Annotated in this window: 24 protein-coding genes; 1 reads left to right on the top strand and 23 read right to left on the bottom strand. The window is 63.7% G+C overall.

The annotated features are described in order from the left end of the window. Positions 1–2: 2 nt before the first annotated feature. Complete coding sequence (locus Verru16B_RS19010; RefSeq protein ID WP_169829286.1) at positions 3–2015, bottom strand: polysaccharide biosynthesis protein; 2013 nt, start codon at positions 2013–2015, stop codon at positions 3–5. Positions 2016–2203: 188 nt separating this feature from the next. On the opposite strand from Verru16B_RS19010, the gene Verru16B_RS10270 reads away from it, so the two are divergent. After that, entirely contained in the window at positions 2204–4249 is a 2046-nt protein-coding gene (locus Verru16B_RS10270; RefSeq protein WP_069962199.1) for a hypothetical protein, read from the top strand. A 19-nt stretch (positions 4250–4268) separates the two neighbouring features. Here Verru16B_RS10270 and Verru16B_RS10265 read toward each other — a convergent pair whose 3' ends face one another. From Verru16B_RS10265 to Verru16B_RS10160, 22 genes are all read right to left on the bottom strand, one after another. Then, entirely contained in the window at positions 4269–4940 is a 672-nt protein-coding gene (locus Verru16B_RS10265) for a PIG-L deacetylase family protein (RefSeq protein ID WP_069962198.1), read from the bottom strand. 5 nt (positions 4941–4945) lie between these two features. Further along, positions 4946–6193 (bottom strand): class I SAM-dependent methyltransferase, encoded by a 1248-nt coding sequence (locus Verru16B_RS10260; RefSeq protein WP_069962197.1) that lies wholly within the window; start codon positions 6191–6193, stop codon positions 4946–4948. Then, entirely contained in the window at positions 6190–6636 is a 447-nt protein-coding gene (locus Verru16B_RS10255; protein ID WP_069962196.1) for a cupin domain-containing protein, read from the bottom strand. The genes Verru16B_RS10260 and Verru16B_RS10255 overlap by 4 nt, the downstream gene beginning before the upstream one ends. 54 nt (positions 6637–6690) lie before the next feature. Then, the gene (locus tag Verru16B_RS10250; RefSeq protein ID WP_083270264.1) at positions 6691–7632 is read right to left on the bottom strand and encodes a methionyl-tRNA formyltransferase; all 942 of its coding nucleotides are present in this window, start codon (positions 7630–7632) and stop codon (positions 6691–6693) included. A gap of 25 nt (positions 7633–7657) precedes the next feature. After that, positions 7658–8698, bottom strand: coding sequence for a Gfo/Idh/MocA family protein (locus Verru16B_RS10245; RefSeq protein ID WP_157772377.1), 1041 nt, complete (start codon positions 8696–8698; stop codon positions 7658–7660). Then, entirely contained in the window at positions 8673–9698 is a 1026-nt protein-coding gene (locus tag Verru16B_RS10240) for an MraY family glycosyltransferase (RefSeq protein ID WP_157772376.1), read from the bottom strand. Before Verru16B_RS10240 ends, Verru16B_RS10245 begins: the two co-directional genes overlap by 26 nt. 17 nt (positions 9699–9715) lie before the next feature. Further along, on the bottom strand, positions 9716–10954 hold the full coding sequence (locus Verru16B_RS10235; protein ID WP_069962193.1) for a glycosyltransferase family 4 protein: 1239 nt from the start codon (positions 10952–10954) through the stop codon (positions 9716–9718). Between the two features lie 67 nt (positions 10955–11021). Beyond that, on the bottom strand, positions 11022–11462 hold the full coding sequence (locus Verru16B_RS10230; RefSeq protein WP_069962192.1) for a hypothetical protein: 441 nt from the start codon (positions 11460–11462) through the stop codon (positions 11022–11024). Beyond that, positions 11459–12577 (bottom strand): non-hydrolyzing UDP-N-acetylglucosamine 2-epimerase, encoded by a 1119-nt coding sequence (gene wecB / locus Verru16B_RS10225; RefSeq protein WP_069962191.1) that lies wholly within the window; start codon positions 12575–12577, stop codon positions 11459–11461. The genes Verru16B_RS10230 and wecB overlap by 4 nt, the downstream gene beginning before the upstream one ends. 5 nt (positions 12578–12582) lie before the next feature. Further along, positions 12583–13716, bottom strand: coding sequence for a polysaccharide biosynthesis C-terminal domain-containing protein (locus Verru16B_RS10220; protein ID WP_069963704.1), 1134 nt, complete (start codon positions 13714–13716; stop codon positions 12583–12585). A 16-nt stretch (positions 13717–13732) separates the two neighbouring features. After that, a complete protein-coding gene (locus Verru16B_RS10215) occupies positions 13733–14761 on the bottom strand; it encodes a polysaccharide biosynthesis protein (RefSeq protein WP_069962190.1) in 1029 nt (342 codons plus the stop codon). A gap of 87 nt (positions 14762–14848) precedes the next feature. Continuing rightward, a complete protein-coding gene (locus Verru16B_RS10210; RefSeq protein ID WP_083270262.1) occupies positions 14849–15415 on the bottom strand; it encodes an acyltransferase in 567 nt (188 codons plus the stop codon). Next, positions 15412–16857: a hypothetical protein gene (locus Verru16B_RS10205; protein ID WP_069962189.1), complete on the bottom strand. Its 1446-nt coding sequence runs from the start codon at positions 16855–16857 to the stop codon at positions 15412–15414. The genes Verru16B_RS10210 and Verru16B_RS10205 overlap by 4 nt, the downstream gene beginning before the upstream one ends. Beyond that, positions 16850–18007: an O-antigen ligase family protein gene (locus Verru16B_RS10200; protein WP_069962188.1), complete on the bottom strand. Its 1158-nt coding sequence runs from the start codon at positions 18005–18007 to the stop codon at positions 16850–16852. Before Verru16B_RS10200 ends, Verru16B_RS10205 begins: the two co-directional genes overlap by 8 nt. A gap of 1 nt (position 18008) precedes the next feature. Beyond that, complete coding sequence (locus Verru16B_RS10195) at positions 18009–19292, bottom strand: lipopolysaccharide biosynthesis protein (protein ID WP_069962187.1); 1284 nt, start codon at positions 19290–19292, stop codon at positions 18009–18011. A 117-nt stretch (positions 19293–19409) separates the two neighbouring features. Further along, entirely contained in the window at positions 19410–20102 is a 693-nt protein-coding gene (locus Verru16B_RS10190) for an acylneuraminate cytidylyltransferase family protein (protein ID WP_069962186.1), read from the bottom strand. Then, entirely contained in the window at positions 20099–20746 is a 648-nt protein-coding gene (gene hisH, locus Verru16B_RS10185) for an imidazole glycerol phosphate synthase subunit HisH (protein ID WP_069962185.1), read from the bottom strand. The genes Verru16B_RS10190 and hisH overlap by 4 nt, the downstream gene beginning before the upstream one ends. Continuing rightward, complete coding sequence (gene hisF / locus Verru16B_RS10180) at positions 20733–21503, bottom strand: imidazole glycerol phosphate synthase subunit HisF (RefSeq protein WP_069962184.1); 771 nt, start codon at positions 21501–21503, stop codon at positions 20733–20735. Before hisF ends, hisH begins: the two co-directional genes overlap by 14 nt. Continuing rightward, on the bottom strand, positions 21500–22729 hold the full coding sequence (locus Verru16B_RS10175; RefSeq protein WP_069962183.1) for an N-acetyl sugar amidotransferase: 1230 nt from the start codon (positions 22727–22729) through the stop codon (positions 21500–21502). The genes hisF and Verru16B_RS10175 overlap by 4 nt, the downstream gene beginning before the upstream one ends. A 129-nt stretch (positions 22730–22858) precedes the next feature. Continuing rightward, on the bottom strand, positions 22859–23923 hold the full coding sequence (locus Verru16B_RS10170; protein ID WP_069962182.1) for a nucleotidyltransferase family protein: 1065 nt from the start codon (positions 23921–23923) through the stop codon (positions 22859–22861). Next, a complete protein-coding gene (gene neuC / locus Verru16B_RS10165; protein WP_218918775.1) occupies positions 23920–25206 on the bottom strand; it encodes a UDP-N-acetylglucosamine 2-epimerase in 1287 nt (428 codons plus the stop codon). The genes Verru16B_RS10170 and neuC overlap by 4 nt, the downstream gene beginning before the upstream one ends. Continuing rightward, positions 25137–25973 carry an NAD-dependent epimerase/dehydratase family protein gene (locus tag Verru16B_RS10160; RefSeq protein WP_069962180.1) on the bottom strand — a complete coding sequence of 279 codons (837 nt, stop codon included), beginning with the start codon at positions 25971–25973 and terminating at the stop codon, positions 25137–25139. Before Verru16B_RS10160 ends, neuC begins: the two co-directional genes overlap by 70 nt. Between the last annotated feature and the right edge of the window lie 17 nt (positions 25974–25990).

The following is a 25990-nucleotide window of genomic DNA, read 5'->3' as shown; positions in this document are numbered from 1 at the left end:
AGCTACTCCAAATAGGGAGTATATTCGGGGATGATGCTCTTGATCTGCTCCTTGATCGGATTGGGGCTGACCGTGTAGAGGATCGGCTCGAGTTGATCGATGGCCTGGGCGCTGGCGGCTGTGGCGTCGCCGCTGGGAACAAAACGCATGACCCGCGGGTGCTCGGTCGGCAGATGCCGTTCGTCCTGATGCTGCAATTCCTCGTATAATTTCTCCCCGGGCTTCAGCCCGGTGAACTTGATTTCGATATCATCACCGACGGCGAGACCACTCAGCTCGATCATCTGTCTGGCCAGATCCGCAATTTTGACCGGTTGCCCCATATCCAGGACGAAGATCTCCCCGCCCTTGCCCATGACCGCAGCCTGCATGACCAGTCCAACCGCTTCGGGGATCGTCATGAAATATCGGGTGACATCGGGATGCGTGACCGTGACCGGCCCCCCGGCGGCTATCTGCTTTCTAAAAATGGGCACCACGCTGCCCGAAGAACCGAGCACATTCCCGAAGCGCACGGCCATGAACTTGGTTGAGACCGCTTCACCGGCCGGGCCCAGATCACCGCTGCCGGCACGAACCGGCTCCCGCCTCGGGCCTGATTTGGCCGCGACGGCGAACCCGGCCTCGCGTGTGACGGGCGCCGATTGGACGGTCATCACCTCCGCCCGCTGTGCCCCGGCCTCCGCCTTCAGCAACCGGGCTTGCAGGGCCTGAAGATGGATTTCTGCCAGCCGCTTGCTCGCGCCCATGACATTGGTGGGATTGATGGCCTTGTCGGTGGATATCAGGACAAAGGCCTCCGTCTTGAAGGCCGCGGCGATCTCACCCAGCAGGCGGGTGCCGATGCTGTTGTTCCGGACGGCTTCCGAGGGCTGCCGCTCCATCATGTAGACATGCTTGTGGGCTGCGGCGTGGAAGACCACCTGGGGACGAAAGCGGGAAAAGATGTCGTTCATGCGGACCTGATCGAGGATGCTGCCTACCAGGGGGGTGGAGATCGCACCCATGCCGAGTTCGTTCATTTCCTGCTCAATCTGGAAAAGGCTGACCTCCGATTGCTCCACCATGAGCAACCGCTGGGGATTCAGCCGGGCGATCTGGCGGCACAACTCGGCGCCGATGCTCCCGCCGGCTCCGGTGACCATGACGACCTTATTCTCCACAAACCGGCGGATCGCAGTGGTATCAAGCGAGACCGCGTCGCGCCCCAACAGATCCTCCACCTCAACCGCCCGGAGGTGGCTCGCCTTGGCCCGACCTGAAGCGAGGTCCTCGATGGCGGGAATGATCTCCACCTTGCAGCCAAGTTGCACGAGCCGGAGCACGATCTCCTTCACCCGCCGCTGCGCTGCGGAGGGCATGGCCACGACCACGGTGTGGACTTCCGGAAACCGGTCGCGGCTGAAATCATCCGGTCGACCGAGCACGGGGATGCCGTGCACCAAGCGCCCCCGCTTGTCCGGGTCGTCGTCCAGAAAGGCCACGGGCTTCAGACCGCGCGCCGGCTTGGAGAGGAGCTCCTTGGCCAGGGACGCCCCGGTGTCGCCGGCTCCGACGATGACGATTTCCTGGACGCGGTGACCCGCGCCCGCTTGCCCCGCAATGCCTCGTTCCTGATAAACCCGCAGTCCGATCCGGAAGGCACAGAGCCCCACCACGCTCAGCAGCAGGTCGATCAAGAGCACGCCCCGCGGAAACACGTAATCGGCCTGGCCGAGCAAGCGCGGGGCAATCAAGAGGGCGCTGCTCACCGCCATCGCCGTGGTGACGCGGATCAAATCCGGGATGCTGAAGTAACGCAGCATGCTGCCCATCTGCCGGAGCAGGACCAGGCCCAGAAATTTCACCGCCACTGCGTAGGGGAGCAATCGCAGTCGCTCCACCTGGAATTCCGCCGGCAAGGCAAAATCAAAGCGCAGCTCATAGGCCAGGTAGAAGGATACAGTGAGCACTGCCACGTAGGCGCAAACCGTCACCCAGAAGCGCAGACCTATACCGCTGAGAAACGCTTTCATTAGTGGGCAGTAAACCAAGGGGCGGCCGCACCTCGCAAGTGCAAAGCCCGGGACGAGGTCCCGCCCTGCCGGGGTAAACCACCCGGCCATAAGTTGAGGGTTGAGCGGGGTGCGCCGCCATTGTTCACTGCGGCGTGTTGCCTTCCGCAGACGGCCCGTCGGCCTCCCGCCTCCCCGCCTTCCGGCCCTTGGCCCGAAACAACGCCGGCGTTTATCTGCAACGATACTTCGGGAGCGGCTGGGCTTTCTTCATCCCCTACCTTGCCGTCTACCTGCTATACGCCCTGCTGGCCTGGCGAGTGAATCCGGCCGGCCTCGGCGAAGGGCTGGAGCAAGGTGCCACCGCCGGCGGGCTGGCCCCGCCTGCTGTCCCGACCTCCTTCTTCCTGCCACCGGCCCTCCTCCACGTGTACTGGGTGCTGCATGCGGTGCATCTGGCCCTCGGCGCGGTGGCGCTCCGCAGCTGGTGGCAAGCCCACGCGTCCCCGCTGGCTGGGACTGCCCGTTTTTCCCCAGCGGCTTCGGCCCTCTGGGCGATCCTGCCTTGGTTTGGCCTGGCGTTGGTGTTCGCTGTTCCCGGTGTATACCTCGAGTATCCCGCCGATACGTGGGAGCACTATAGCCGCATCAACGAGTGGTCCATCCAAGCAGCGGTCAACCAGCACTACGCGTGGACGAAATCCAGCTATTTCCTGGCCTACAGCCTGGTCGGCCAGATCGATTCGCCGCTGCGGCAACTGACGTGGCTCAATGCCTACGCCACGGGCTGCAGCCTGCTGCTGTGCTGGCAATACTTCCGCCTGGCACAGGCCACCGGGCTCGGGCGGCGCGCGGCCTTTGTCTTCGTGGTGCTGAATGCCCTGACCACGGGCAACGGATTGTTCGGATTCTCCCGCTATTACGGGATATCCAGCTCGGTCTTCGCGCAACTCGGCGCCGTGGCCCTGATCACACTGGGCATCAGGATCGCGCAAGCGAACGGGTTTGGCGGGTTGAGCTGGCCCAAGCCGCGCGCCGCGCTCCTGCCTGCGCTTTATCCACTCAGCCGGTTCGCACTCACCGCCTTGGCGCTGATTGCGTTCACCGCCTTCAGCCACACCCAAGGCCTGGGCATTGCGGCCCTGGGGATCGCCGCCGTGTCCGTCTGGCGCATCGGGCAATCCCGGCATGCCCGGGGCATCCTGCTTACCTTGGCGCTGGCCCTGGCCGGGGCCAGCGTAGTCACCATTCTTTATTGGCCGCGCAGTGCGTTGATCGACGACAGCATTCGCACGCAAGGATGGCTGACGTCATGGTACGGCTTCAACCTGTTCGAAATATCGTCCCCGGCATTTGAGCGCATGCTGATGATCCTGGGCGGCGGCGGCTTGCTGAACCTGCTGGCCGGCATTTGTCTGCTTTATCGCAACCACGTGGTCGCCTGGCTTACAATCACCCCGTTGGTTGCCCTCAGCCTTCCGGTCGTGGCCGTCCCCTTTCTCCAACAATTGCTGCAGGCGAACCAACCCGTGTTGATCTTTCACCGCATGCTGTTCGCCATCCCCGCCGGGCTGGCCATTGTGACCCTCCTGGCGCGCGCCGGGCGTTCTCCCAGCCTCCAGGACGATCTGGGGGTTGCCCCGCCGAACTCCACTGGGCGTCCGGCCCCAACCCACGCGCCGGCCCCGGATTCAGGCCATCCGGCTCAACGCCTCCATCCTCCCTGGTTTTTTTATATCCTGACCGCGACGCTGGCCGGGTTGATTTTGATCCCGGCCAGTTCTCCCGGTTATGGCCGATTGTTTAACATCCTGTTGCAGCCCCCTGCAGACCTGAACCTGCGCCAGGAGCTGGAGACCATCGGGGAGGCAAAATCCCACGCCGTCGGTTTGCCGGCGAATCCCCGGCTCGTCGCATCCAAAGGAATTTCGTATGCGGCTTACAGCACGGGGGCCCGCAACGTACTCATACCCTACCGTTCCATCAATGAATCCCCGGGCGAGAAAACGACGCGGGTCCGCTTGTATCTGGAATCAGCCGTCCATGAAGCCGGCCCCACCTTATTTATCCCGCAGTCTCCGTTTAGGCTCTACACCGCTTGGTCGCCGACCGCCTACCTGTCACATCACTGGCACCCGGTCGAGGTCGCGCTGGAGTACGCCAATGGCACGGAGCACGAGAGCTTTGCCCGCCGACTGGGATACCAGCGGCTGCAGGTGGGCCGGCACCACCTCTACGTCCACGCCCCGGAATGACTCCACCGGCCCCGGTCGCCTAGTCGCGCATCCTGATCAGGTGAAACCCCTCGCCGAAGGCAAATCCTGCCTGCGTGCCGCGAAACATGGCCAGCGCCTTCAATGCCTCAACTGAGCGCGCCCCCGGAAATGGCGGGATCTGCGATTGAAAGCAGCTCAGTGCCTCCAGCTTGAGCTCGACTGTCTGGGTAATGTCACACACCCAGTTGGGAGTGAAATTCGGCTCGATGTGCGGTGCATTCCAGTGGGTCTCCGATAGGGTCTCGTAGGCCGCCACGATCTCGATCTCAACCCCCTGGTTCACCGGCCGCGTGGCCACGAGCGTGCTGTCAAAAATCACCCGGTGGTCGACGTGGCGGTCCGGATAAGGCAACAGCACGATCGTCGGCCGCACCTCCTGGACCGCCCGCGCGATGAGACCGTTCAACTCGTGCGTCTTCATGCCGCCCAAGGTGGTGGCCGGTAGATCCAGAAAGATCGAGCGTTCCACGCCAATGATCCGGTGGGCGGCCTTCGCCTCCCGCACCGTCTGTTGATAGACCTCCTCGGTGTAGAGTGGCGGACGGTGGCCCGCGATCGTCAGCACGCTCACCCCGATGCCGTTCTTGGCGTATTTGGCCATGGTGCCACCGGCGCCAAGGATCTCGTCATCGGGATGCGGGGCCACTACGAGCAGATGCTTTCGTTTCATGGGAGTCAGTCGCACACCTTGGGGGTCGGCATCGGCAGGATAAACCGTCCGCCGTGGTCACGAAACGCCCGGTGCCGTTCCATGATGTTCTCGGCAAAATTCCACGCCAGGATCAGCAGATAGTCGGGTTTCCGCCGGTAAAGCTCCTGCGCCGAAACGACGGGGATGTGATGGCCGGGGCTGTAGAGGTTCTGCTTCAACGGATTCTCGTCGACCAGAAAGTCCAGCAGCCCGCCCAGCTGGAAATGGGAAAGCAACGTGGTCGCTTTCGTCGGCGCCCCGAAGCCCGCGATCGTGGCCCCCTCTTCCTTCAGTTTTCGCACCAGGCCGGCCAGCTCGCGGCCGATGGCATCAATCCGGACACCAAATCGCCGGTAGGTCTCCGCGTCGTGGAGGCCGGCCTGCTGTTCCTGCCGCACCATGGCCGCCACCGACTCCTCCACCTTCCGGGGTCCGCCCAATTTCTGGAACACCACCCGGATGGAACCGCCCTGCGGGCTGATGCCCTGGACCGCAATCACCTCCATGCCCACGCGGGGCGCAAACAGCACCAACGGCTTGATGCTGTGAAAATCGACATGCTCGTGATAGATCGTGTCAAACCACGCATTCCGCACGATATCCCCCAGATATCCGACTTCGACGACGAACAGGCCGTCGTCCGCCAGCCACTGGCCCACACCCCGGAAAACGCCCGCGAGATCATCAATGTGGGCGCAGGCATTGTGGGAATTGATCAGCGCCGCTTTCCCGTATTTTTCCACGCAGGGCCGCGCCACGGCTTCGCCGAAGAAATCACACACCGTCTCGATGCCGTTCTCGTTGGCTCGCGCCACAATCTCGATGGCCGGATCAACGCCCACCACCCGGTGACCCTTCCGCTGGAAGAATCCGAGCGCCGTGCCGTCGTTCGAGCCGATATCGACAATGAGGCCGGATGACGGGATGGCGTAACGGTCCAGGATGTAATCCGCGTAGCGGGCCAGATGGTCCACAAAGACCGGCGACGTGCCCGATACATACGAATAGTTCTGTTGGTAGAGTATCCCCGGATCAACCACGTGGCCCAGCTGCAGGTGGTGGCACTGCCGGCAGAAATCCACCTCCAGGGGGTAGCTCGCCTGCGGACGGCCCAACTGCTCCCGGGCCACGAAGTGGTTCCCGGGCGGCGTGGGCGCCAGCTTGATCACGCATTCCAGGTCTGGGGAGTCACACAGCCGGCAGTTGGTTTTCTTGTAAACGTCCGTCTTCATTTCACCGTGAACGTTGCCGGATCGACCAACTGCACGCGCACGACATCACTTTCGTAAGCTTCCTGATCACGGGGATTGCGGCTCATCACAATCAGGGTCGTGTCCTCGTGGAAGAGCGTCGCATGGTCTTCCATCGGCGGGGTAAAGACCATCTCGCCCGCACCCAGGGTCACCTTGGTGGGCTGCGCGGCGCTCCCGGTCGGTCGGTAACAATAATCGAAGCGCCCCGAAAGCACGTACATGTAGTGCCAATCCGTCTTGTGGTAGTGATTGGAACGCACGGTGCCCTTGCGTGACGTGATCAAGGAGATGTTTTTGACCGGGAAATTCACCAGGCACTGGATGGAACCGCGCGCGTCCACATGCGCGCTGTCCAGTTTGATGAGATGGTCCGTCGGCCAGAGCGCCGGATCATCGATGGTGATGTTCTTCCAATGTTCCATAAGGGGGGGGAGGTTAAGTTTGCCGGCCGCGGAAAAGCGAGACTGGATATGCGTTCAGGCGAGGCGCGAGCCGGGCTCGGGCGAATGGACCGCCGCAAACAAATGCGCCGGAGATTCCGGCTCACCTTCGAACTGGAGGCGCTTGAGTTCCAGGAGTCCCCGCCCGGTAGCGACGTGGATCGTTTCGCCGACCCGGACAATGGTGCCCGGCGCTTGCGCCGTCGCACCCTTGGCTGGCTTGGCCTCCCAGATGAACAATTTCCGCCCCCGAAAATGGGTGAATGCCCCTGGATAGGGGCTGGTGAGCGCCCGCACCCAGCGGTCAATTTCTTCCGCCGGGGCCTGCCAGTTGATGAGGCCGTCGGCCGCCCTGCGCCTGGGATTGTAGGTCGCCAGCGCCTCGTTTTGCGGCAGCCGGGGCGGCACGCCTGCCCGGATCAAGGGCCATTCCGCACGCAACATCCGGATGGCCGCCGTGGTGGCCCGTTGATGGACCTCGCGGCAGGTATCGCGCCGGTGAATCCGGAAACCGCGCTGGGCCAGAACATCCCCCGAGTCCACCCCGGTCGTCAGGTGAAAAAAGGTGATGCCCCCCCGGCGGTCACCCCGGATCAAAGCCCAGTTGACGGGGGAACTGCCACGATCCGCCGGCAGCAGGGAGGTGTGCATGCCCAGACAAAATCGCGCGGAGTCAATCACCTCCTGCGGCACGATCTTGTGCCAGCCGATGATAAAGAGCACATCCAGGTTCAACTCGCGCAGGACCTGCAGCGTCGGCGGCTCCGCCAAGTCACGCACCCGGTGGTGCGGAAAACCGTACTCCCGCTCCAGCGCATCGAACTCAACATACGCCGAGTGCTTCTGGCCGACCTCGGGCGGCAGGTTGAAGACCCCGGCCAGGGTATCACCCGAGCCCCGGCAAAGCTCCGCGACAGTCCTGAGGCAGAACCAGCTCAGCACGTGACATCCCGCAAATCCGACTCGTATAGGTTTCATCTGGTGACAGCCTTCGATCGGGCCCTTATTTGTCCTGGCTGTCGAGACCGCTTACCGGAGAATTCGGGGTGCTGTGCCGCCGGATTCCCGCCATGGTGTCGGCCTGCGTCATCGCCCGGGCATACAACGCGCGGCGCCCCGCCGGATCGTCCACGGCCCGGCGGACATCTTCCAACAGGCAGGCAAAGCTGTTGGCGCTGGGGGACACCCGGCGCTCCAGCAATTGCCCCCGGGAGTCATATATCGCGAAATCCAATGCCTCGTTTCCTTTGGTGAACACCCGCCCAATTTCGACCACATGCGAGACCCCCACGATCACGGCATGGTTGCGGTACGCAAACCCGTAGCCCCAGTTCAACTGGGCGGACGCACCCGAGGACCAGGTCAGCCGCGCCGAACCCGAGCAATCCACCCCCGTGTCCACGTCCACGGCAAACGACGCGTGGGCCACGGCGCCGGCAGCCTGCATGACCGCGGTCGCCAGCGCCACAGGATAACAGGCCACGTCCCAAAAGGCGCCCCCACCCAAGGCCTTCGAAGCGCGATAACCGGGCGATTCCAACCGAGGCAGCAGAAAGTCAGCGGAAATTGAGCGGACGGTGCCGCCCATGTTTTGAGCCAGGAAGGCAAGCAACTCGACGGTGCGGGGGTGATGCAAAAACATGAGCGCTTCGCAAAGGACCAGCCCTCGCTCATCGGCCGCCCGGATGAGCCGCTCCGCGTCGGCGGGAGCGCAGACCAGGGATTTTTCACAAATCACGTGCTTGCCCGCCTCGAGCGCTTGCAACGCATGCGTCAGATGCACCCCCACCGGCGTGCAGATATACACGACCTCCACCCTCGGGTCGGCCAACATCGCCGCCGCGTCGTTCCAAGCAGCGCAATGAAAACGCTGCGCCACTTCCGCGCCGACGGCCTGATTGCGCGAACAAACCCCCGCCAGCTGGAATCCCGGACCGGCGGCAACGGCCGGCAGGACATTGTTTATCGCATGCCGGCCGAGCCCCCAAACCGCGATGCCGTGCTGGTGTCTTGGCATGTTATTTGTCCTGGTAAAGCGGGCCAAACTTCAGGCTGAAAACGGCCAGCGGCAGCAGGGCCACGAGGGTGATCAGCGGGCCGGATCCGGGCAGCTTCATCGCCACGACCACCCACGGCAAAAGCCACAGCAAGTTGATGATCTGGGCCAGACCCAGCACCTTGGCGTGGCTGTGCCAGACGCGGGCGAGATTCTGGTAGGCATGACTGCGGTGCCCTTCCCAAAAGCGCGGGGTGCGCAAGGCGCGGGTCGAAGTCGTGATGGTGGTGTCGCACAGGTAAAAGCCGGTGCAGATCAGCCAAATCCAGACCAGGTCCCCGTTCTGGCGGCACGAGTCCACCATGGCGGCAACCAGGATGTATCCGATGAAGGCACTCCCTGCGTCCCCCATGAACAGCCGGGCGGGCGGCGCATTGAAGAGCAAAAATCCGCCACTGGCCGCAGCGAGCACAAACAAAACCAGGGCGGTCGAGTGCAGGCCGGCAAACGCCAGCACAGCCGCCATCACGGCGGCGATATAAACCGTGGCCGCCGCCGCCATGCCATCGGTCCCGTCCACAAAGTTGAAGGCGTTGAAGAGCCAGACCCACACGACGAGCAGCAGCCCGTACCCCATCCAGCCCAGCACGTGGGGCATGCCAGAGCCCGCCCAGCCGGCGAATCCACCGAGCCAGGAGTAGATCCAAAGCCCCATGATCAGCTGGACCCCCAGACGCAGCTTCTGCGACAGCTCCAGCCGGTCATCGATCGCGCCCAATAGGCCGAAGATCAAGCCCCCGCCGATGTATATCATCGCCCGCGCGCCATCCAGACCCCCGGTGCCCAGCAACACCGCGTAGGCCAGCAGCGCCGTGGTGGCGATCGCCAGCCCGCCGCCCCGGGGCACAGGGACTTGATGGAGGCTGCGATGATTCGGCAGCGCCAGGGGACCTACCTTCAAGGCCACCCGATAATAGGCATAGGTCAGGGCCGCGGACGTGGCCCAAACCGCCAGCATCGCGGCGGCCGTCGGGAGCGGGGAGATCATTGTGTCATGCATCACTTTCAATGCCGCCGGATCGAGTGGAAAACCGACTCGAAAGCGTTCGCGCCCGTATGCAACGACAAATGCTGTTCGTAGAAAGCCCGCGCGGCCCGGCCCATTTCTTCCCGCGCGGCGACCGACAGGGCCGCGATCTGGCGCACCCCCGCCGCCAGCTCTTGCGGGTTCTCGGGCGCACAGACCGTACCTGCGCCGGCCCGGGTGATCAGATCGGCGGCATCGCCCCTTACCGCCATGAGAATCGGCCGGCCCGCGGCCAGATAGTCCTGCGTCTTCGAGGGGATCGTTCTGGCGTAGTGTTCGTTGTCCCGCAGATGGACCAGCAACAAGTCCGCCCTCGCCATCAGCGCCGGCATCTCGCGGGGAGGCCGCGGCGGAAGGAGGAGGACATTGGGCAGGCCGGCCGCGGCGGCGCGCAGCTTAGGCAGCTCGATGCCGGAACCAACGAAGGCAAACACGATTGACCGATCATCCCGGCACAGCTGTGCCGCGGCGACCACGCTTTCCAGCGCCTGGGCCGGCCCCATGTTCCCCGCAAACAAGACCACAAACTTACCGGCCATCTGCTCGGCTTCCTCGGGCTTAAGACCGCCAGTCGCGCGCGGCGCGCCATCCAGCCGGCTCCAATTAAGTATCACATCGATTTTCCCCGGCGGCATCCCCTGCTCCACCAACCGCCGCTTGTATCCCGGCGACAAAACGACGACCCGATCCGCCTGGCGATTCATGTACCCGGCAAAGGCGCCTATCACCCGCAGAATCCCCGGGTTTCCGATCATGCCGCTGGCGCTGATCGCCTCGGGCCACATGTCCTGGATATCAATCACCCAGCGGACCCCCCACAGGGCCCGCGCAATGAGGGCCGGAATTCCGACCGTCGCGGGCGGGTGATAGACATAGACCACGTCTGGCCTGTCGACATGCACCAGACCGAGCGTGCTGGCTGCAACGGCGAAGCTCACATAATTGAGGATCCGGCCGAGCTTGCTCTGCCCATGGCTGGGGTAGAGGGGCACGCGCACGATCCGCACATTGTCCCGGTGCTCGATCTGCCAGGCGCGAATCCGATATCCCGGATAGACCTTTCCGCCCGGGTAATTGGGAAACCCGGTGATGACGGACACCTGATGCCCCCGCTTGGCCAGTTCCCGCGCCAAGGGCAGACCCTTGACGTCGGCCGGTTCGGGATCGAACCACTGCGTGATGATTAATATCCGGAGGGGGTGGGCGGCTTGCTGCATGTTTCCATTCCCAGAGGGGAGAGAGCCGATTCAACGCGGTGACAATGCATCATGCACGTGTTTTTTGTCACGAACCGGACGCCAATGGCCAAGCCCCGGGCGGTTGGCGGTGGTCATCCTCGGACGCCGTTTCGATGCGGCCGGAGGAAAATACCAGCAGAACCGAACCTGGTTCCAAGGCCCGGCTGGCCGTGTAGTGCCCCGGCGGCACCGCCACGACCTGGGGCATGTTATCCGCCAGCGCCAGAACCACGGGACGGTCCTCCTCCGCCGGCTCGTGCCATACGCGCGGCTTGACGTAGCCGAGGTCGAAACGACCCCGCGCCACAAAGAACCATTTCCAATCCCGCTGGTGTCCGACCCAACCCCGGATCTCGCCGCAAACCGCCGGCGCGATGCAATAAAACCGGTCCACCTGGCTGAACGAAAACCCGTTCACATGCTGGACTGCGCCCCTGGCGTCGCGATGCAGGCCGCCGGGGATCACCTGGACGCCACCCGGATTCATGGTTTGGCGTCGATTCTCCAGACATTCCGGTTCACGTAATCGGTGTAGCTCAGGATGATGCGCGCCACCTTTTCCGAGACATTCGGCATGCTGTAGTCGGCGACCGGGCGCAGCAGGCGCGGCTCACCCCGTGGCTGGGCCTTGAGCATGACCAGCGCCTCCCGCACACGCCCCGGCGAAAGCCCCGTCAGCATGACCGAGCCCTCTTCCATGGCCTCGGGCCGCTCGTGAGCCTCGCGGATATTGACGGCGGGAAAATTCAGGATCGACGACTCCTCGCTGATCGTGCCGCTGTCGGAGAGCACCGCGATGGCATGGCGCTGCAGCTGCACATAATCGGTAAACCCAAGCGGCTTCAAGAGCTCGACCCGCTCGTGCAGCACCACCTTGCCCTCGTCGAGCCGCTTGCGGGTGCGAGGATGGGCGGAGACAATCACGCGCGAACCGGCGGCGGCCAGTTCATTCAGGATTTCGGCGAGCGCGGCCAGCTGCCGCGGCACGTCCACGTTTTCCTCACGGTGGGCGCTGACGACATAGTACCCGCCCGCGCTCAGGTTCAGACGTGTTAGCACGGAGGAAGCCTCAATCTTCGGGCGATAAAAGTGCAGCACCTCACACATCGGACTGCCGGTCTTGATCACGCGGTCCGGCGGTAGGCCCTCCCGCAGCAGGTATTCCCGGGCGATGTCACTGTAGCAAAGATTGATGTCCGAGATGTGATCCACCACCCGACGGTTGATCTCTTCCGGCACCCGTTGGTCGAAGCAGCGGTTCCCGGCCTCCATGTGGAAAACGGGCACCTTGCGGCGCTTTGCCGCATAGGCCGCGAGGCAGCTGTTGGTGTCTCCCAGCACGAGCAACGCGTCCGGCTTTGCGGTCGCCAGCAGACCGTCCATGCGCGCAATGATGTTGCCAATCGTCACGGCGGCGGTCTCCCCCGCCGCCTCGAGGAAGTGATCCGGCTTGCGGATTTCCATGTCATCGAAAAAGACCTGGTTGAGCTCGTAGTCGTAGTTCTGGCCGGTGTGCACGACCTGATGGTCGAAATACCGGTCCAAGGCCGCCATCACGCGCGACAGGCGGATGATTTCGGGGCGGGTGCCGATGACGGTCATTACTTTCATGGGGAGGAGGGGGTCAGGACGTTGCAGGCAATGGTGTCGGGCGCGGCCGGATCAAACACCTCGCTGGCCCAGAAAAGGGTGATCAGTTCGGTCCGGCCGACATTCTCGATCGAATGGGTGTACCCCGGGGGTATGTCCACCACCCGCAGGTCCCGGCCATGGACCGGATACTCGATCACGCCGCCTCCCAGCAGCGACCGGAAGCGCACGATGGCGTCCCCTTCCAGGACGAGAAACTTCTCGGTTTTCGTGTGGTGGTAGTGGTTGCCGCGGGTGACCCCGGGCAAGGTGCGGGAGACGAATATCTGCCCGAATCCGCCTTGTTTGACGAATTCAGCCAGCGTGCCGCGCTGATCGCTGCGCGGCAGCAAGCCGTAGGCAAAATCGTCCTGCTCCAAGTAACTGAGATAGGTCGCGTACAGGCGGCGGTCAAATTCGTCATCCATGCGGGGTACCACCAGCGTGCTGCGCATGGCGCGGAAGGCCTGCAGCGCATCCGCGATGCGGCCGAGGGTGACCCGGAAAGTGCGCGGGACCGAGCCGGCGGCATGCTGCCCGGGTGCGATGGCCTGGCTCTGGGCCCCGAGGAAAGCCGCCACCACGTCGTCCACATACACCAGTTCGAGCTCACGGGCCCGGTCGCTGATGGTGATCGGCAGATCCCGCGCGATGTTGTGGCAGAAGGTGGCCACCGCGGAATTGTAGTTCGGCCGGCACCATTTGCCAAAGACGTTCGGCAGACGAAAAACAACCGCCCGGCCGCCCTCGTCGGCCGCCCAGCGCTCCAGTTCCACCTCCGCCTGCCGCTTGCTGCGCCCATAGGGGTTGTCCAGCAAGGCCTGGATGGTGGAAGCGTAAACAATGAGCGGGCGGTGCTTCAGGCTGGTGAGCAGGCGACACAGCTCCGCCGTCAGACCGTGGTTGCCGGTGGCGAAATCCCCCGGATCCGCCGGGCGGTTCACGCCCGCCAGATGATGGATGACCGAGACCCGCGGCAGCACGTCCGCCAGCGCGGCCAGCTCCATCCCCCGGTGAAACTCAAGCACCTCCGTGTCGGGATTGCGCCGCAAGGCCTCAACCAGATGTTTGCCCAGGAATCCCTGCGCACCGGTGACGAGGACGGTTTTCACGCGGAATGCCTTCGCTTCAGGCGCCACCGGCCTGGCGCGCCGCGATGGCCGCGCGCACCTCGGGCAGCTTGAGCAGCAGGGCCTTCATGCCGGCGACATCGAGACGTTCGGCGTTGTGCGAATGATAGTCTTCCTGCGCCTGCACCCGCCGGTCGCCCTCCGAGAAATAGAGGTTGTAGTTGAGATCCCGATTGTCCGAGGCGACGCGGAAATAACCGCCTTGGTCCTCCGCGTTGGCGCGTTCCTCCCGGGTCAGCAGCGTTTCGTACAGCTTCTCGCCATGCCGGGTGCCGATCACCCTGATGGGGTTGGTCGCGCCCAGCAGCTCCTTCAGCGCCTGCGCCAGCGTGCCGATGGTCGCCGCCGGCGCCTTCTGCACGAAGAGATCGCCGGGACGCGCCTGGGTGAACGCATGGATGACCAGGTCGACGGCATCGTCCAGGGTCATCATGAAGCGTGTCATCTCCGGGTCGGTGATCGACATCGGTTGCCCCCGGGCAATCTGGTCGAGAAACAACGGGATCACGGACCCGCGCGAGGCCATGACGTTGCCGTACCTGGTCAGGCAGATGGTGGCGCCCCGCGCGCTGGCCACCCGGGAGGCGGCCGCGGTCACCTTTTCCATCATCGCCTTGGAGATGCCCATCGCGTTGATCGGATACGCGGCCTTGTCGGTGCTCAGGACCACGACCTTTTTTACCCCATGGTCCACCGCGGCACGCAGTACGTTGTCGGTCCCGTTGACGTTGGTGCGCACGGCCTCCATCGGATAAAACTCGCACGACGGCACCTGTTTCAGGGCAGCGGCGTGAAAGAGGTAGTCCACGCCTTCCATCGCATCGTCCAGGCTCGTTCGCTCGCGGACATCACCGATATAAAACTTAACCTTTTTCGACCCGTACTGGTGCCGCATGTCGTCCTGTTTTTTCTCATCGCGGGAAAACACCCGGATTTCAGCCACGTTGGTCTCGATGAACCGGCGCAAAACCGCATTGCCGAAGGATCCGGTCCCGCCGGTGATCAGGAGTACATGTTTTTCAAACATATGTTAGCGCCGTGCCTAGAACTGGATGCGCCGGTGGTTGCCGCAAGCTTTTATGTTGCCGGAACCGTGATTTTGCCGCGGCGGCATTTACTCCTTCAGTAGGTTTTTCAGCGTCGGCGCCCCCTGCCATGCAGCGGGGCGGAGCCCATCAAGCCGATACTGGCGCAAACGATCCGCATGTTGTGTCTGCGCGGCCGGATCAAAACGGGCCCGGATGAACCGGGCCGGCACCCCTGCCATGATCGAGTACGGGGCCACATCCTTGGTCACCACCGCGCCCGCGGCGATGACAGATCCCTCCCCGATCCGGATCCCGCTCATCACCGTGGCCCCGTGGCCGATCCACACATCATCCTCGATGATGGTGCGCCGGGGCGCCTCGCGTCCGGAGAAAATCATCGGCACGGTGGGTCGATCAATCCGGTGATCGCCCCCAACAATCGCGACCTGTCCGGCCAGCATCACGAAGTGGCCGATTTCAATCGCCCCGGCCAGGTAGCCGCCATGACCCACGAAGCAATAATCGCCCAGCCTGACCGAGTCCGGCGCCACATAGACGCGCGGCCCGATGCGGGGCTGTTTGCCGACGGCCGCAAAACGGTGGCAGAAGGTCAGCTGAAACCAAGTGTAGAGGCGGATGAGCAGGGTTTTCATAGGCACAGCTCCGCGGCGCGTTGCAATTTTTGCCGGGCAAGGGCGCCGGCCCAGGCCTCGTCATCCATCAGTTCGGCTATCCGGGAGCGCAGTGCATCAAGGGTGAATGCGTCGAGCCCTTCGCCGAAATAGAGTTCCGGCGCAAGGGTGTGGTCCTTGCAAGCCAACACGGGCCCCGCTTCACCCAGCTCAAAGTAAGTGGTCGAGTTCATGATGATGAAAATCGGCTTGATCGCCGGCAGGTCCGCAAAATCACGCAGGATTGCCCCCGGCCAGTCTCGCCGCAGGGCGGCCAAGGTTTTCTTGGATGAATTCGGGTGCACCTTCAGGGAGATTCGAATCCCCGGGATTTTTGCGACCTCCGTCAATGCGGAACAGATGCGCTGCTGGATGCCGGCTTCAAAGGTGAAGCCGAGCTCCTCCCAATTCTGATGGATATAGACGACCGACCGGCCCGTCTGGCCGGCCGGCACCGGCGGCAAGCGAACGAGGGCCCGATTTGCATTGGCCCGGAGCGTGTAGCGTATCGCCGGGTTGTCCCTTTGATAGAAGGCGGCCTGCGACCGGCTGATTACCCGGAATTCCGTGTAGGCAATGCGCGGACAGTACCCGCCGACGCCATGGGCGGTGTTCACTGAGCGAACCCCGCTCCCGCCCAGTCGCTGATGCATGACCACCGCGCCCACCTCAAACTCATCACTGGTATAGAGTGTCGTGATGCCGGCGCGGACCAGTTCGTCGGCGTGCGCGAGGTAGCCGAAGGCCTCCGCCTGCGCCAGGCCGCGGTCCGTGAGCCTGCCGCGCAGCGCCCGGATGAAGTCAGCCAGCCGATAAGGCACGCCCTCGAAGGACCAGGTTAGTCGCCGCCCACGGAGGCTGGCCAGAAAACGCACCTGCCGCATGAGACTGATCGGAAACGGGTAGACGCGAATATCCGGCGCCGACCGATCCATTTCCTGGCCATACATTTTCAAACTCACCTCCACCCAGGCCCGCAGCATGGCTCCCGGCCTGAGCTTTCGCCGGAAGCACCGGAAAACCCAGTGCACCAGTGCCTTCACCGCGAAAGTCCTGACCACGCCGGGATCGACGAGTCGGGTCGGCACGGTGGGCAGCCAGCCGATGCCCGCGTGCAATTCCGCAGGCACGGCCGGCTGGAGAATCGCCGTCAGCTCGAGCCTCTCCGTTGCCCCGCCGCCGGCGAGCAGTTGGCTGATCGCCGCAGTCGCCCCCCGGGCCTCGGTTGATTTCAAGAACAGGAGGTTCTCGTAGATGCACCGCTCCATGGGGTCGGGCACACAGGCGGAGGCAATCACACCACAAACCTTCTTGTGGAGCTCCCCTTGAAACAGATCGGCCGAATGGTCCATGACGAGCCCCCCCAGCGACCGCCGGGCTCCGGACGGCGCAACCAGGTGCCCCAAACTGGAGGGATCACCCATGGCCACGCCCGCTTGTTGCCAGGTCAGGGTAACCGGCGGGCAGGGGCTCGCCTTCCGGCCGTGGCTTGGGTTTTTTCCGGGCGACCCGACGGGGCAGCGTGGCATCCGGCCGGCTGATGATGAGCGCCAGCAACATGAACAGGTGGGGGTGTTTCAGGAAATTCTGGAAGCACGCCCCGATCACAAACAAACCCAACACCGGCAGGCAGGCCCCATGGCGAAGGTGTCGCCACCGGACGCGCCACGGGCAGAGCAGCAGGACCAGGAAGAACAATCCAACCAAGCCGTGCCTCACCAGCACGTCGAAATAGCTGTTGTGAAATGACTCGAAACCCATGTGCCCCACTGAAGCATCCAGCAACACGCTGCCGTTGCCCAGCAGGGGAGCTTGGGCAAAGAGCCGGAACACCGACGAGGCGATTTCCGTACGGTCAGAAACCACCTGCAAGCGCTCCTGCACCGCGGCGGGCAGATAGTGGGGGGCGGCGACCGCCACCCCGTACGCCGCGATGACGAAAGGAAGGAAATAGAAAACCACGGCCCGCCGGCGCAGCAACTCGATGAGCGCCATGATTGCCAGGGCCAGCCACACAAAACGCGACGTGGTCAAAACCGCGCCCACCACGCAAACCGCCGTACTCCCCACCTGTCGGCGCCAAAACCAGTTGAGGTAAACCCCCAGGAGCAGTTCCAGAGCAAAGAAGTTGGGCCAGTCCGGGAAAAATTCCGCCCCCCAAAGCCGCATCGTGGGCACCACGAACAGCAACGTCCCATACCGATAGGCCTCGGAGGCAACAAATGCTCCGACAATGGCGAGCGAGATCAGAGTTACCGCGTAGGCGTAATACCGCAGCAGCACCTGGACCCGGCGGGCGTAATAGCCGTAGAGAAACAGGATGAAATAACCCGACGTGTAAAGCGCGCGAACCGGATCCGCGCGTCCGGCCAGGACCGCCTCCACATTCGACAGGAGCGCGGTCGCAATCAGCCCGAAAACGACCGCAATGACGGGAGCATGTATCCGGGTGTCAGGCTGCAGGGCGACCGCGCAAAGAAAGACCAGGAGCGCCAGCAGATACGCCGGCGGGGCCGGGAAACTAAACGGCAGCGCGAGCAGGATTCCGCTGAGTGCAGCCAGGTACCGGTACATGCTAGGGGCGGGTGAAGGTTGACTTGATCACCGCGACCCACGGCAAACTTTCCAGGCTCACGGCCAGGCGGGCCGTCAGCACCGCCGTGACGAGAAAACCCAGGCATTGGGCGACCGCGGCGCCGGCCGCACCCAGGGAGGGCACCAGCACCACATTCAGGCCCACGCTTGTCCCGGCTCCACCCACCGTCGCGAGCGCCAGGGCCAGCGTGCGTCCGTGATAGAAGGGAATGACGCCGAGGGCCCGGGAAACCCCGTTGAAGACAAAGCCGGCGATGAGCCACGGCATCCAGTGATACGCGGCGCTGTACCGATCCCCGCCCACGAGGGCGATGATCCACGGACTGACCGCCCACAACACCCCGCCCAAGGCAACGACCCCCGCGAAATAGACCAGCAGGTAGCGGGTGATCCTCGCACCGGTGCCGGCCGATCTGACGTGTAGCTGGTGCATCAGCCACGGAGCCCACGCATTGCCAAATGAAGAGCAAGCCAGATTCAAGGCCACCGCCACCTGATAGGCCACGGCGTACGCCGCCACCGCTTCAACCCCGTGGAAATGGGCGATGAAAAAGCGATCGAGCATGGTGATGACGGACGCGGCCAGCAGATGCGGCACGAGGGGCGCCCCGAAGCGCAAGGCGTGCACCGCGTATTCTTTCGAAATCCGCCATGCCGCCAGCTTCTGGGTGAAGAGGATGCCGGCCACGACCAGGCCGATGGCCCCGTAGGCCGCCATGTTCGCCCGCAGGACGGATTGCCAGTCGGGCCGGACCGCCACCGCACCCATGCTCGCCGCGATCAACAGGCCGGTGACCAAACATTGGATCGCCGCGTAAAGCAGATGCTTCTGCCTCATCTGCACAATGGCCAGGAACACCTGCAGCAACGACAGGCCGATGGCGGAGACCACGGCATACTGGAAAACCACCCCGTTGCCGCCCAGCACCCCCGGGGCGAACAACCCGATCATCCAGAGCACCACAAGCGTGCCGGTGCCGGCGGCGAGGGAAATGGCCAGCAGGCTGCTGACATAACGCGCGAAATCGATCGTGTCCCGATTGAGATACTGGCGCGACACCGCGCCATGCACCCCCATGGAAATTCCCGGCAGGGCCAGGGCCAACGCGGACTGGTACAGCGCAAAGCGGCCCAGGTCGCCGGCCGACAGCGAACGGCTGAGCACGGGCAGCACGATCAGGGGGGTGAGTGCGCCCACCAGGTTGGCGATACCATAAAGGCCCGCACTGCTGAGCAGTTTCAGCAAGCCGCTGCCCGCGATCATATGCCGGAGCCTTTGCACAACCTTAATGGGGCTTGGGCCCTCCCAACCGTCCCATCGGGCGGTGGGCCAAGGCCCAGCCCCGCGGGTGGCCCCAGGGGAAACCATGCACCGCCTGCCTCATTTGGGCAGTTCCTCGGCCACCATTTGGGCGATCTTGAAGTCCCATTCGGTATCGACATCCAGGGCCTCATGAGGGGCCTCGATCAGCAAGGGCACCACCCGCGCGCCAACAAAGGATCGCGTCGCACGCAGCACCGCCGGCGCGATGAGATAGAGACTGCCGGTCGGGAAGAAAGCTTCCGGCAGGTCCTGCGACCGGGTTTCCAGACCGTCACCCGCCAAGTACCGCCGGAGATAATCACCATCCCTTTTTAGCGCCCAGAGCGGGTGCAGATGCGGCTTGGCCACCGCCAAAACCGGCTCCGCGGATCGCTGCCGGAAAAGTTCGATGCCCTGGCGGATCGTCCGCGCGGTCCGGAACGGCGAGGTCGGCTGCAACAGCAGCAATCCTCCCACCGGCCCGCAACTTGCCTCATACCAGTCCAGCGCGTGCAGGGCCACATCGACCGAGGTGGCCGTGTCCGTTGCCAGTTCCGCTGGCCGCAACCAAGGCACCATGGCGCCGGCCTGCCGGCTGACCGCGGCAATTTCGGAATCATCGGTGGAAACTAAGATGTCGCAGACCTCGGCGATGTCCTTGGCCGCGTCAATCGACCAGGCAATCATCGGCTTCCCGCCCAGGGGCTTCAGGTTTTTTCCCGGCAGGCGTTTCGACCCCCCCCGCGCCGGAATCAAGGCCAGGATCCTCATTGGGCGATGAAATTCCGCAGAATTCTCAAGCCCACCGGCCCGCTTTTCTCCGGATGAAATTGGCAACCGGTGATCCGATCACGCCGGATGACCGCCGGCAGGGCGTGCCCGCCGTAGAGACAGTCGGCCAAGCGATGCGCGGGATCACGCGGCACGGCCATGAAGGAGTGTACAAAATAAGTCGCTTCCCCGGCGCGTATGTCCTGCAGCACGGTGCCGCCCCACCCGCCCCCACCCGGCGCGGTGACCAGCGAGTTCCAGCCAATATGCGGGATCTTTTGCGCTGCGCCCGCCACCGTCCGGTCCGGCACGGGGACCACGCGCCCGGGAATCACCCCCAACCCCGTGCTCAGGCCGAACTCCTCGCTCTCATCCAAGAGCATCTGCATCCCGAGGCAGATGCCCAGCAGCGGGATACCCCGCGCGACCACCTCCTTGACCACGGCCACCAACCCACGCTGCTCCAGCGCCATCATCGCGTCGCCAAAGGCTCCCACTCCGGGCAGGACCACCCGGTCGGCCGCGAGAATGAGACTCGCCTCGGCGGTTATGCGGGTCGTCGCCCCGCAATGCTCGAAGCCGCGCTGCACACTCAGCAGATTGCCGACGCCGTAATCGATAATCGTGACTTCAGGCGATTTCATAGGGTCGGACAGCCAGTCCGGCGGACTGCGCCGTGGCGCGGATTTTGACCAGATCCGAACGGTTATAATGCAGGATGTCCGCCATCGCGACCGCATCAACGTCCCCTTCGCGGGCGACTTTCACCAAGTCTTCCGGCTTACCCATGCCACCGCTGGCGATCACCGGCACGTTAATTTCGGAGGTCACCGCCTTGACCAGCGCGGTGTCGAATCCCTTGCGGGTACCTTCCCGGTCGATCGAAGTCAGCAGGATCTCCCCCGCCCCCATGCGCACCCCGCGCTTGACCCATTCAATGACATCCAGGCCGGTCCGCTCGCGGCCGTTGGCGGTGTACACCTCCCACCGGTCCGGGCCGATCTGCTTCGCCTCGATGGAGAGCACCATGCATTGGCTGCCAAACCGACGGGCGATGTCGGTGATCAACTGCGGATTGGCCACCGCCGCCGTGTTGATCGCCACCTTGTCCGCGCCGCAGCGCAGGATTTCCGTCGCATCGGCGATCGAGCGGATCCCGCCACCCACCGTCATCGGCACAAAAATGTCCTGGGCGGCCGCGCGCACGATCTCCCCCAGGTGATTGCGCCCATAGAGGCTGGCCACGCAGTCCATGTAGATCAGCTCATCGACTCCCTGGGCGTAATATTTCAGGGCGTACACGTTGGGCACCCCGATGACCCGCAGCCCTTCCAGATGGATGCCCTTGATCAGGTTGGGGCCCTTGATATCGAGCCGGGCGATTAAACGGAGGTTTCTCACGGCCGTTGCCCGGAGCTAGCCTCGTGCCAGACCGCATGCTTCAACTTCCACTCGCCCGCCTCCTTGACCCAGAGGTGGGGCGAGCGGAATTTGTCCACGGCCGCCCAGAATTGGTCCTCCGTGATGTCGAGATACGCGAGAAATTCCTTGTAGTACTTCATCGGGAACTCCTGGTCGTATTTTTTCACGAGATTCACGCCTTCCTCCCGCGTGATCTTGTGGTTTCGAATCTCCTGCGCGGCATCGTAGGTGGCCCGTCCGATCCCGAATTTTATCAGGGTCGTGAAGTAATGGAACATGTCGATCTGATCATCGATGCTGCTGTATTTCGAGTAGGTGCCTTCCGTGCGTTCGGAATTCGCCTGGAATCCCGTATTCTCGACTGCATAATAGTAGCACTCCTGGGGGTCCCATTTCAGATAGTAACCCAGGTAGTGCACCTCGACGCCGCGCCCCTCGAGATAGCTCGCATCGGGCGCGATATAGGGCGCGAAATCATTCAACGTGAAGCGCTTCTCCGCGACGATATCTTTGACCACCCGCCCGCCCAGGATCATGTCCTCGGGATTGCCGACCGAGAAGAACTTGCGGTCCATCGTCGGCTTGCGGTTCTCCGCCACGGCATTCCCGTACTCGGCCTGGTTCTCGCCGTACATCACCAGCTTCACCCCGAACTTGGCGGCCATGAGCGGACCGATGATCCGCTGGCCGACAATGAAAGGCTGGAACGGGTGCAGCAGGTTCAGGAACGCCTGTTGCGTCAGGTAGCGGTGCAACCGGCCGTTCGGGGTGAACAGGATGTTGTCGAGCCCGCCCACATGGATCCAACTTTCGAAATTCTCCCAGCCGATCTCGGTGTATTTGTGCGGTGACCAGGTCACGGTCAGCGGATTCATCCCATATTTGTATTTGAGGATATGCGACGTGTAGGCGCTGTCCTTTCCGCCGCTGCCCGGGACGATCACATCGTAGCCCCCATCGCTCCGCCGGTGCTGATCCAGCATCTTCATCAGCGCTTGCTCCCGCTGGCCCCAGTCAATCTCGGCTTCCTTCACGTCATGATAACGACAGGCGTCGCACACCCCGTCGTCCCCGAATCCGATGGTCGCCTTCTTCTCATCGGGGCGGTGCTTGAACTCGACCGAGGAACTCGGCCGTTGGTTTGAGATCACGCAGCGTTTGCAGAATAGCACCTCCTCAGGGAGGCCAAAGTACGCTTTAGTCATGGAGGGAACGGAGGTTGGATGGAGTAATCAGGAAAGTCGGGATGGTGGGGCCCCGGCCGGACCGGAGGCAACCCGTCATGCACACGCAAGGGCCCGCCGGTGGCAACAACGGATAACCCGGGGCGGGCATCATTTGACCACCTCCAGCTTGGCAAAGTGCGCCCGCGCATTCTGCAGGTCCGCCACCGTGCCAATGTCATTCCAGTACTCATGCACCGGGAACACCGCGACCGGCAGTCCGTCCCGGAGACAGGCGTCGATCAGGTCCGTCATGTTGACATGCTTGCCGCTCGCCAGCTGGCGCAGGGCCGCCGCGGAAACGGCATAGATGCCCGCATTGCAGAGGAAGCGCTCCGATGGCTTCTCCACCAAGCCCCGCACCACGTGCCCGTCGGCCCGGATGACACCATAGGGTATGTCCACCTTGTGGTCGATCGCGGCAATCGTGATGGTCGCGCCATGGGCGACATGGAAGGCGTGCAGGCTGGCAAAATCGGACGTGGTGAGGATGTCCCCGTTCATCACGATGATCGGCCCGCTCGGCACCTCCGGCAGGAGGGTCAGCGCCCCGGCCGTGCCCATTTTCACGGTTTCGCGCAGGTACCTCACCTCGAGACCGAAACCCTGGCCGTCTTTGAAATAGTCCTCGATGACGTGACTCAGATAATTGACCGACAGATAAACGCGCTTGAGTCCCGCTTGGGCGAGCCGGCCGATCTGTCGCTCCAGGAGCGGAACCCCGCCAATCTCCACCATCGGTTTGGGAATGGAAGCCGTGAGCGGTCGCAACCGGGTGCCTTCCCCTCCCGCCATGATCACGGCAAAGGCAAAATTCGCGATCGGGACCTGCCGGGGCTCACCTTCCTCCAGGTCCAACAGGTGGACCATGCGCACAAACCTTCCCTCTTTGTCGAGCAAGGGGACCGCCAGGATATTGCCTCGGCGCATGATGTCTTTGAGGTATCCGGCCCCCGCTCCGTCTTCTGCCACCACGGGGTTCGGATTCATCGCCTTCGCCACCGGGGAATCCAAGCTTCCACCCGCCAGCAAATGGCGCCGGATGTCCCCGTCGGTCAGCGTGCCACGCAGCCTGCCGTCTGCCGACACGACGACCGCCATCCGCCGGCGATTCACCTCGATGGCGCGCACCGCCTCGATCAACAGGGCCTCGGGAAGTAAGGGTGTTTCGCTCATCTGAACCAGCCATCCCGCACCTCGCCCCGCAACGTCATCCGTTTGCGCAGCAGGTTCTGATCCAAGGCCACCGTCGCCAGGACCTCGGCAATCTTCGGCCCGGCGTCCCCCAGCCAATAAGGATTCGGCGCCGTGCGGCAGACCTCGCGGAAGGCCTCGTCGAAAAGACAGCGCCGGACTCCATCCCGGATGGCCCCGGCCTGGTAGGCGACATCAATGACGTTCTGGCCGCGCAGACGCCCCTCTTGCCGGGATCCGATATTCACCGTGGGACAGCCAAAAGCCGGCGTTTCCTTGAGCCCCGAGGAGGAATTGCCCACACAGGCCACCCGCAGGCCCGCCCCCCGGGCCAGGGCCAGCACCCCGTGATACAGCGACCGGCCGAGTGACCGGTGCACGCTCGTGCCCTTGATCTTCCGGGCGCCGAAGGCATCAAGCGCCTGGATGATCGCCCGCCCGCCCGCATCGTTGTTCGGATAGGTCAACACCACCTGGACCCCTTCGCCCGCCAGTTCCTCGATCGCCTGCAAGGACGGCATGAGCTGGGCCGTGGCTTGATCAAACTCGGTCGTGACTGAGTGCTGCGTGAACAGCACCACCGGCCGGGCCAGATCCAATCCCAGGCGCTCCCGCACTTCGTCCGGTTTGGCATACCGGCCCTCTGAAATCAGATCGATCGCCGGAAAGCCGACGGTGTGCACCCGCCAGGGCTCCTCCCCCATGGCCAGGATCCGGTTGGTCGCCTGCTGATTCGTGGTGAAATGAAGATGCGCCAGCTTGGTCATGGCATGCCTGACGGAATCATCCAGCGCGCCGCCTTCGGTGAGATCCCCGCCCTCCACATGCGCGGTCGGGATGTTCATCTGGCTTGCGGCGATGACCGCGGCCAGGCCCTCGAACCGGTCGGCATAGATGACCGCCAGATCCGGCTTCATCTCGGCAAAGGCCTGGCTGATGGCCAGCACCCCCGAACCGATGGCCTGGGCCGTGGCAAACAGGGAGCCGGCATCCATCGCGATCTTGATCTCGGCATCGACCCGAAACCCATCCGCGTGGATCTCCTGCAGGGTGCTGCCGAAGTTCGGATCAAGATGGGCCCCGGATACCAGCAGCCGGTACTCCATATCGGGATGCTTATCCACCGCCCGGATGATCGGATATTGCAGGCCGTATTCCGCCCGGTTGCCGGTAAAGATGGCGATGACTCGTTTTTTCATTCGGATGATAAGCGGCCGTTCATGAGTCTTTCCACCCCCGTCTTCAAGTGCGTAGTCGGGCGCCATCCGAGCGCCCGCGTGGTTTCCTGGATGTCCAGGACCAGCCGGGACGACCGGCCCGCCGGCTGGGTGGACTGGACCGGGCGATCCGCCTCGCCGCTGATGGCCAGCGCGATGCGTGCGACTTCACCGATGGAATGGCCCACGCCACTGCCCAGGTTGAGGACGCCGTCCACCTCACTCGTGATGGCGGCACAGAGGGCGGTGACCGCATCGTCGATCCAAAGAAAATCCCGGACCGGACCGGCATCCCACACGCAGAGGGGGCCCTTCCCCGGTATCTGGCCCAAAATGGTGCTGATGACATTGTTCGCGCTCATCGCCGGGCCGTAGATGTTGGCCAGCCGGACCACGAGATTACCCTTGGCCTGCAACACCCGGCGCTCGCATTCCCACTTGGTCGTGGCGTAGGTGTCGGCTAATTGCACCGCATCCCCGCGGCCGCGCGGTTGCGATTCCTCATCGCCGTACAAAACCGCGGACGACGCATAGATCACCCGCCGGTAGGGTTTGGCGAGCAACTGCTCCATGGTACGGATCGCCGCGCCGCTGGCCGCCGCACCGCCGGCGTTAACCCGGCCACGATTATTGTCCTCGGCCAGATGCACCAAGACATCGGCCGGCGGGGCCTCGCGATAATCCGCCAACTGCCGCCACCCGGCCCCGGGGCTGCGGGCCACCGGCACCACCGCGATACCGGCCGACCGCAAGGCTCTCGCCAAGGCGCCCCCAACAAATCCCGAAGCCCCGGTCACGACTACGCTATGCTTCATGGGTTGGGCCCCTGCTT

This window comes from Lacunisphaera limnophila, from assembly GCF_001746835.1.
In the GTDB taxonomy this organism is placed as follows: domain Bacteria; phylum Verrucomicrobiota; class Verrucomicrobiia; order Opitutales; family Opitutaceae; genus Lacunisphaera; species Lacunisphaera limnophila.
Note: the sequence above shows the minus strand (reverse complement) of the source record. Positions and strands in the feature narration are given on the sequence as shown.

Coding starts and splice junctions, on each gene's coding strand:
- Verru16B_RS19010 (WP_169829286.1), bottom strand. CDS start 2,015: ATGAAAGCGTTTCTCAGCGGTATAGGTCTGCGCTTCTGGGTGACGGTT.
- Verru16B_RS10265 (WP_069962198.1), bottom strand. CDS start 4,940: ATGAAACGAAAGCATCTGCTCGTAGTGGCCCCGCATCCCGATGACGAG.
- Verru16B_RS10260 (WP_069962197.1), bottom strand. CDS start 6,193: ATGAAGACGGACGTTTACAAGAAAACCAACTGCCGGCTGTGTGACTCC.
- Verru16B_RS10255 (WP_069962196.1), bottom strand. CDS start 6,636: ATGGAACATTGGAAGAACATCACCATCGATGATCCGGCGCTCTGGCCG.
- Verru16B_RS10250 (WP_083270264.1), bottom strand. CDS start 7,632: ATGAAACCTATACGAGTCGGATTTGCGGGATGTCACGTGCTGAGCTGG.
- Verru16B_RS10240 (WP_157772376.1), bottom strand. CDS start 9,698: ATGATCTCCCCGCTCCCGACGGCCGCCGCGATGCTGGCGGTTTGGGCC.
- Verru16B_RS10235 (WP_069962193.1), bottom strand. CDS start 10,954: ATGCAGCAAGCCGCCCACCCCCTCCGGATATTAATCATCACGCAGTGG.
- Verru16B_RS10230 (WP_069962192.1), bottom strand. CDS start 11,462: ATGAATCCGGGTGGCGTCCAGGTGATCCCCGGCGGCCTGCATCGCGAC.
- wecB (WP_069962191.1), bottom strand. CDS start 12,577: ATGACCGTCATCGGCACCCGCCCCGAAATCATCCGCCTGTCGCGCGTG.
- Verru16B_RS10215 (WP_069962190.1), bottom strand. CDS start 14,761: ATGTTTGAAAAACATGTACTCCTGATCACCGGCGGGACCGGATCCTTC.
- Verru16B_RS10210 (WP_083270262.1), bottom strand. CDS start 15,415: ATGAAAACCCTGCTCATCCGCCTCTACACTTGGTTTCAGCTGACCTTC.
- Verru16B_RS10205 (WP_069962189.1), bottom strand. CDS start 16,857: ATGGGTGATCCCTCCAGTTTGGGGCACCTGGTTGCGCCGTCCGGAGCC.
- Verru16B_RS10200 (WP_069962188.1), bottom strand. CDS start 18,007: ATGTACCGGTACCTGGCTGCACTCAGCGGAATCCTGCTCGCGCTGCCG.
- Verru16B_RS10195 (WP_069962187.1), bottom strand. CDS start 19,292: ATGATCGCGGGCAGCGGCTTGCTGAAACTGCTCAGCAGTGCGGGCCTT.
- Verru16B_RS10190 (WP_069962186.1), bottom strand. CDS start 20,102: ATGAGGATCCTGGCCTTGATTCCGGCGCGGGGGGGGTCGAAACGCCTG.
- hisH (WP_069962185.1), bottom strand. CDS start 20,746: ATGAAATCGCCTGAAGTCACGATTATCGATTACGGCGTCGGCAATCTG.
- Verru16B_RS10175 (WP_069962183.1), bottom strand. CDS start 22,729: ATGACTAAAGCGTACTTTGGCCTCCCTGAGGAGGTGCTATTCTGCAAA.
- Verru16B_RS10170 (WP_069962182.1), bottom strand. CDS start 23,923: ATGAGCGAAACACCCTTACTTCCCGAGGCCCTGTTGATCGAGGCGGTG.
- neuC (WP_218918775.1), bottom strand. CDS start 25,206: ATGGCGCCCGACTACGCACTTGAAGACGGGGGTGGAAAGACTCATGAA.
- Verru16B_RS10160 (WP_069962180.1), bottom strand. CDS start 25,973: ATGAAGCATAGCGTAGTCGTGACCGGGGCTTCGGGATTTGTTGGGGGC.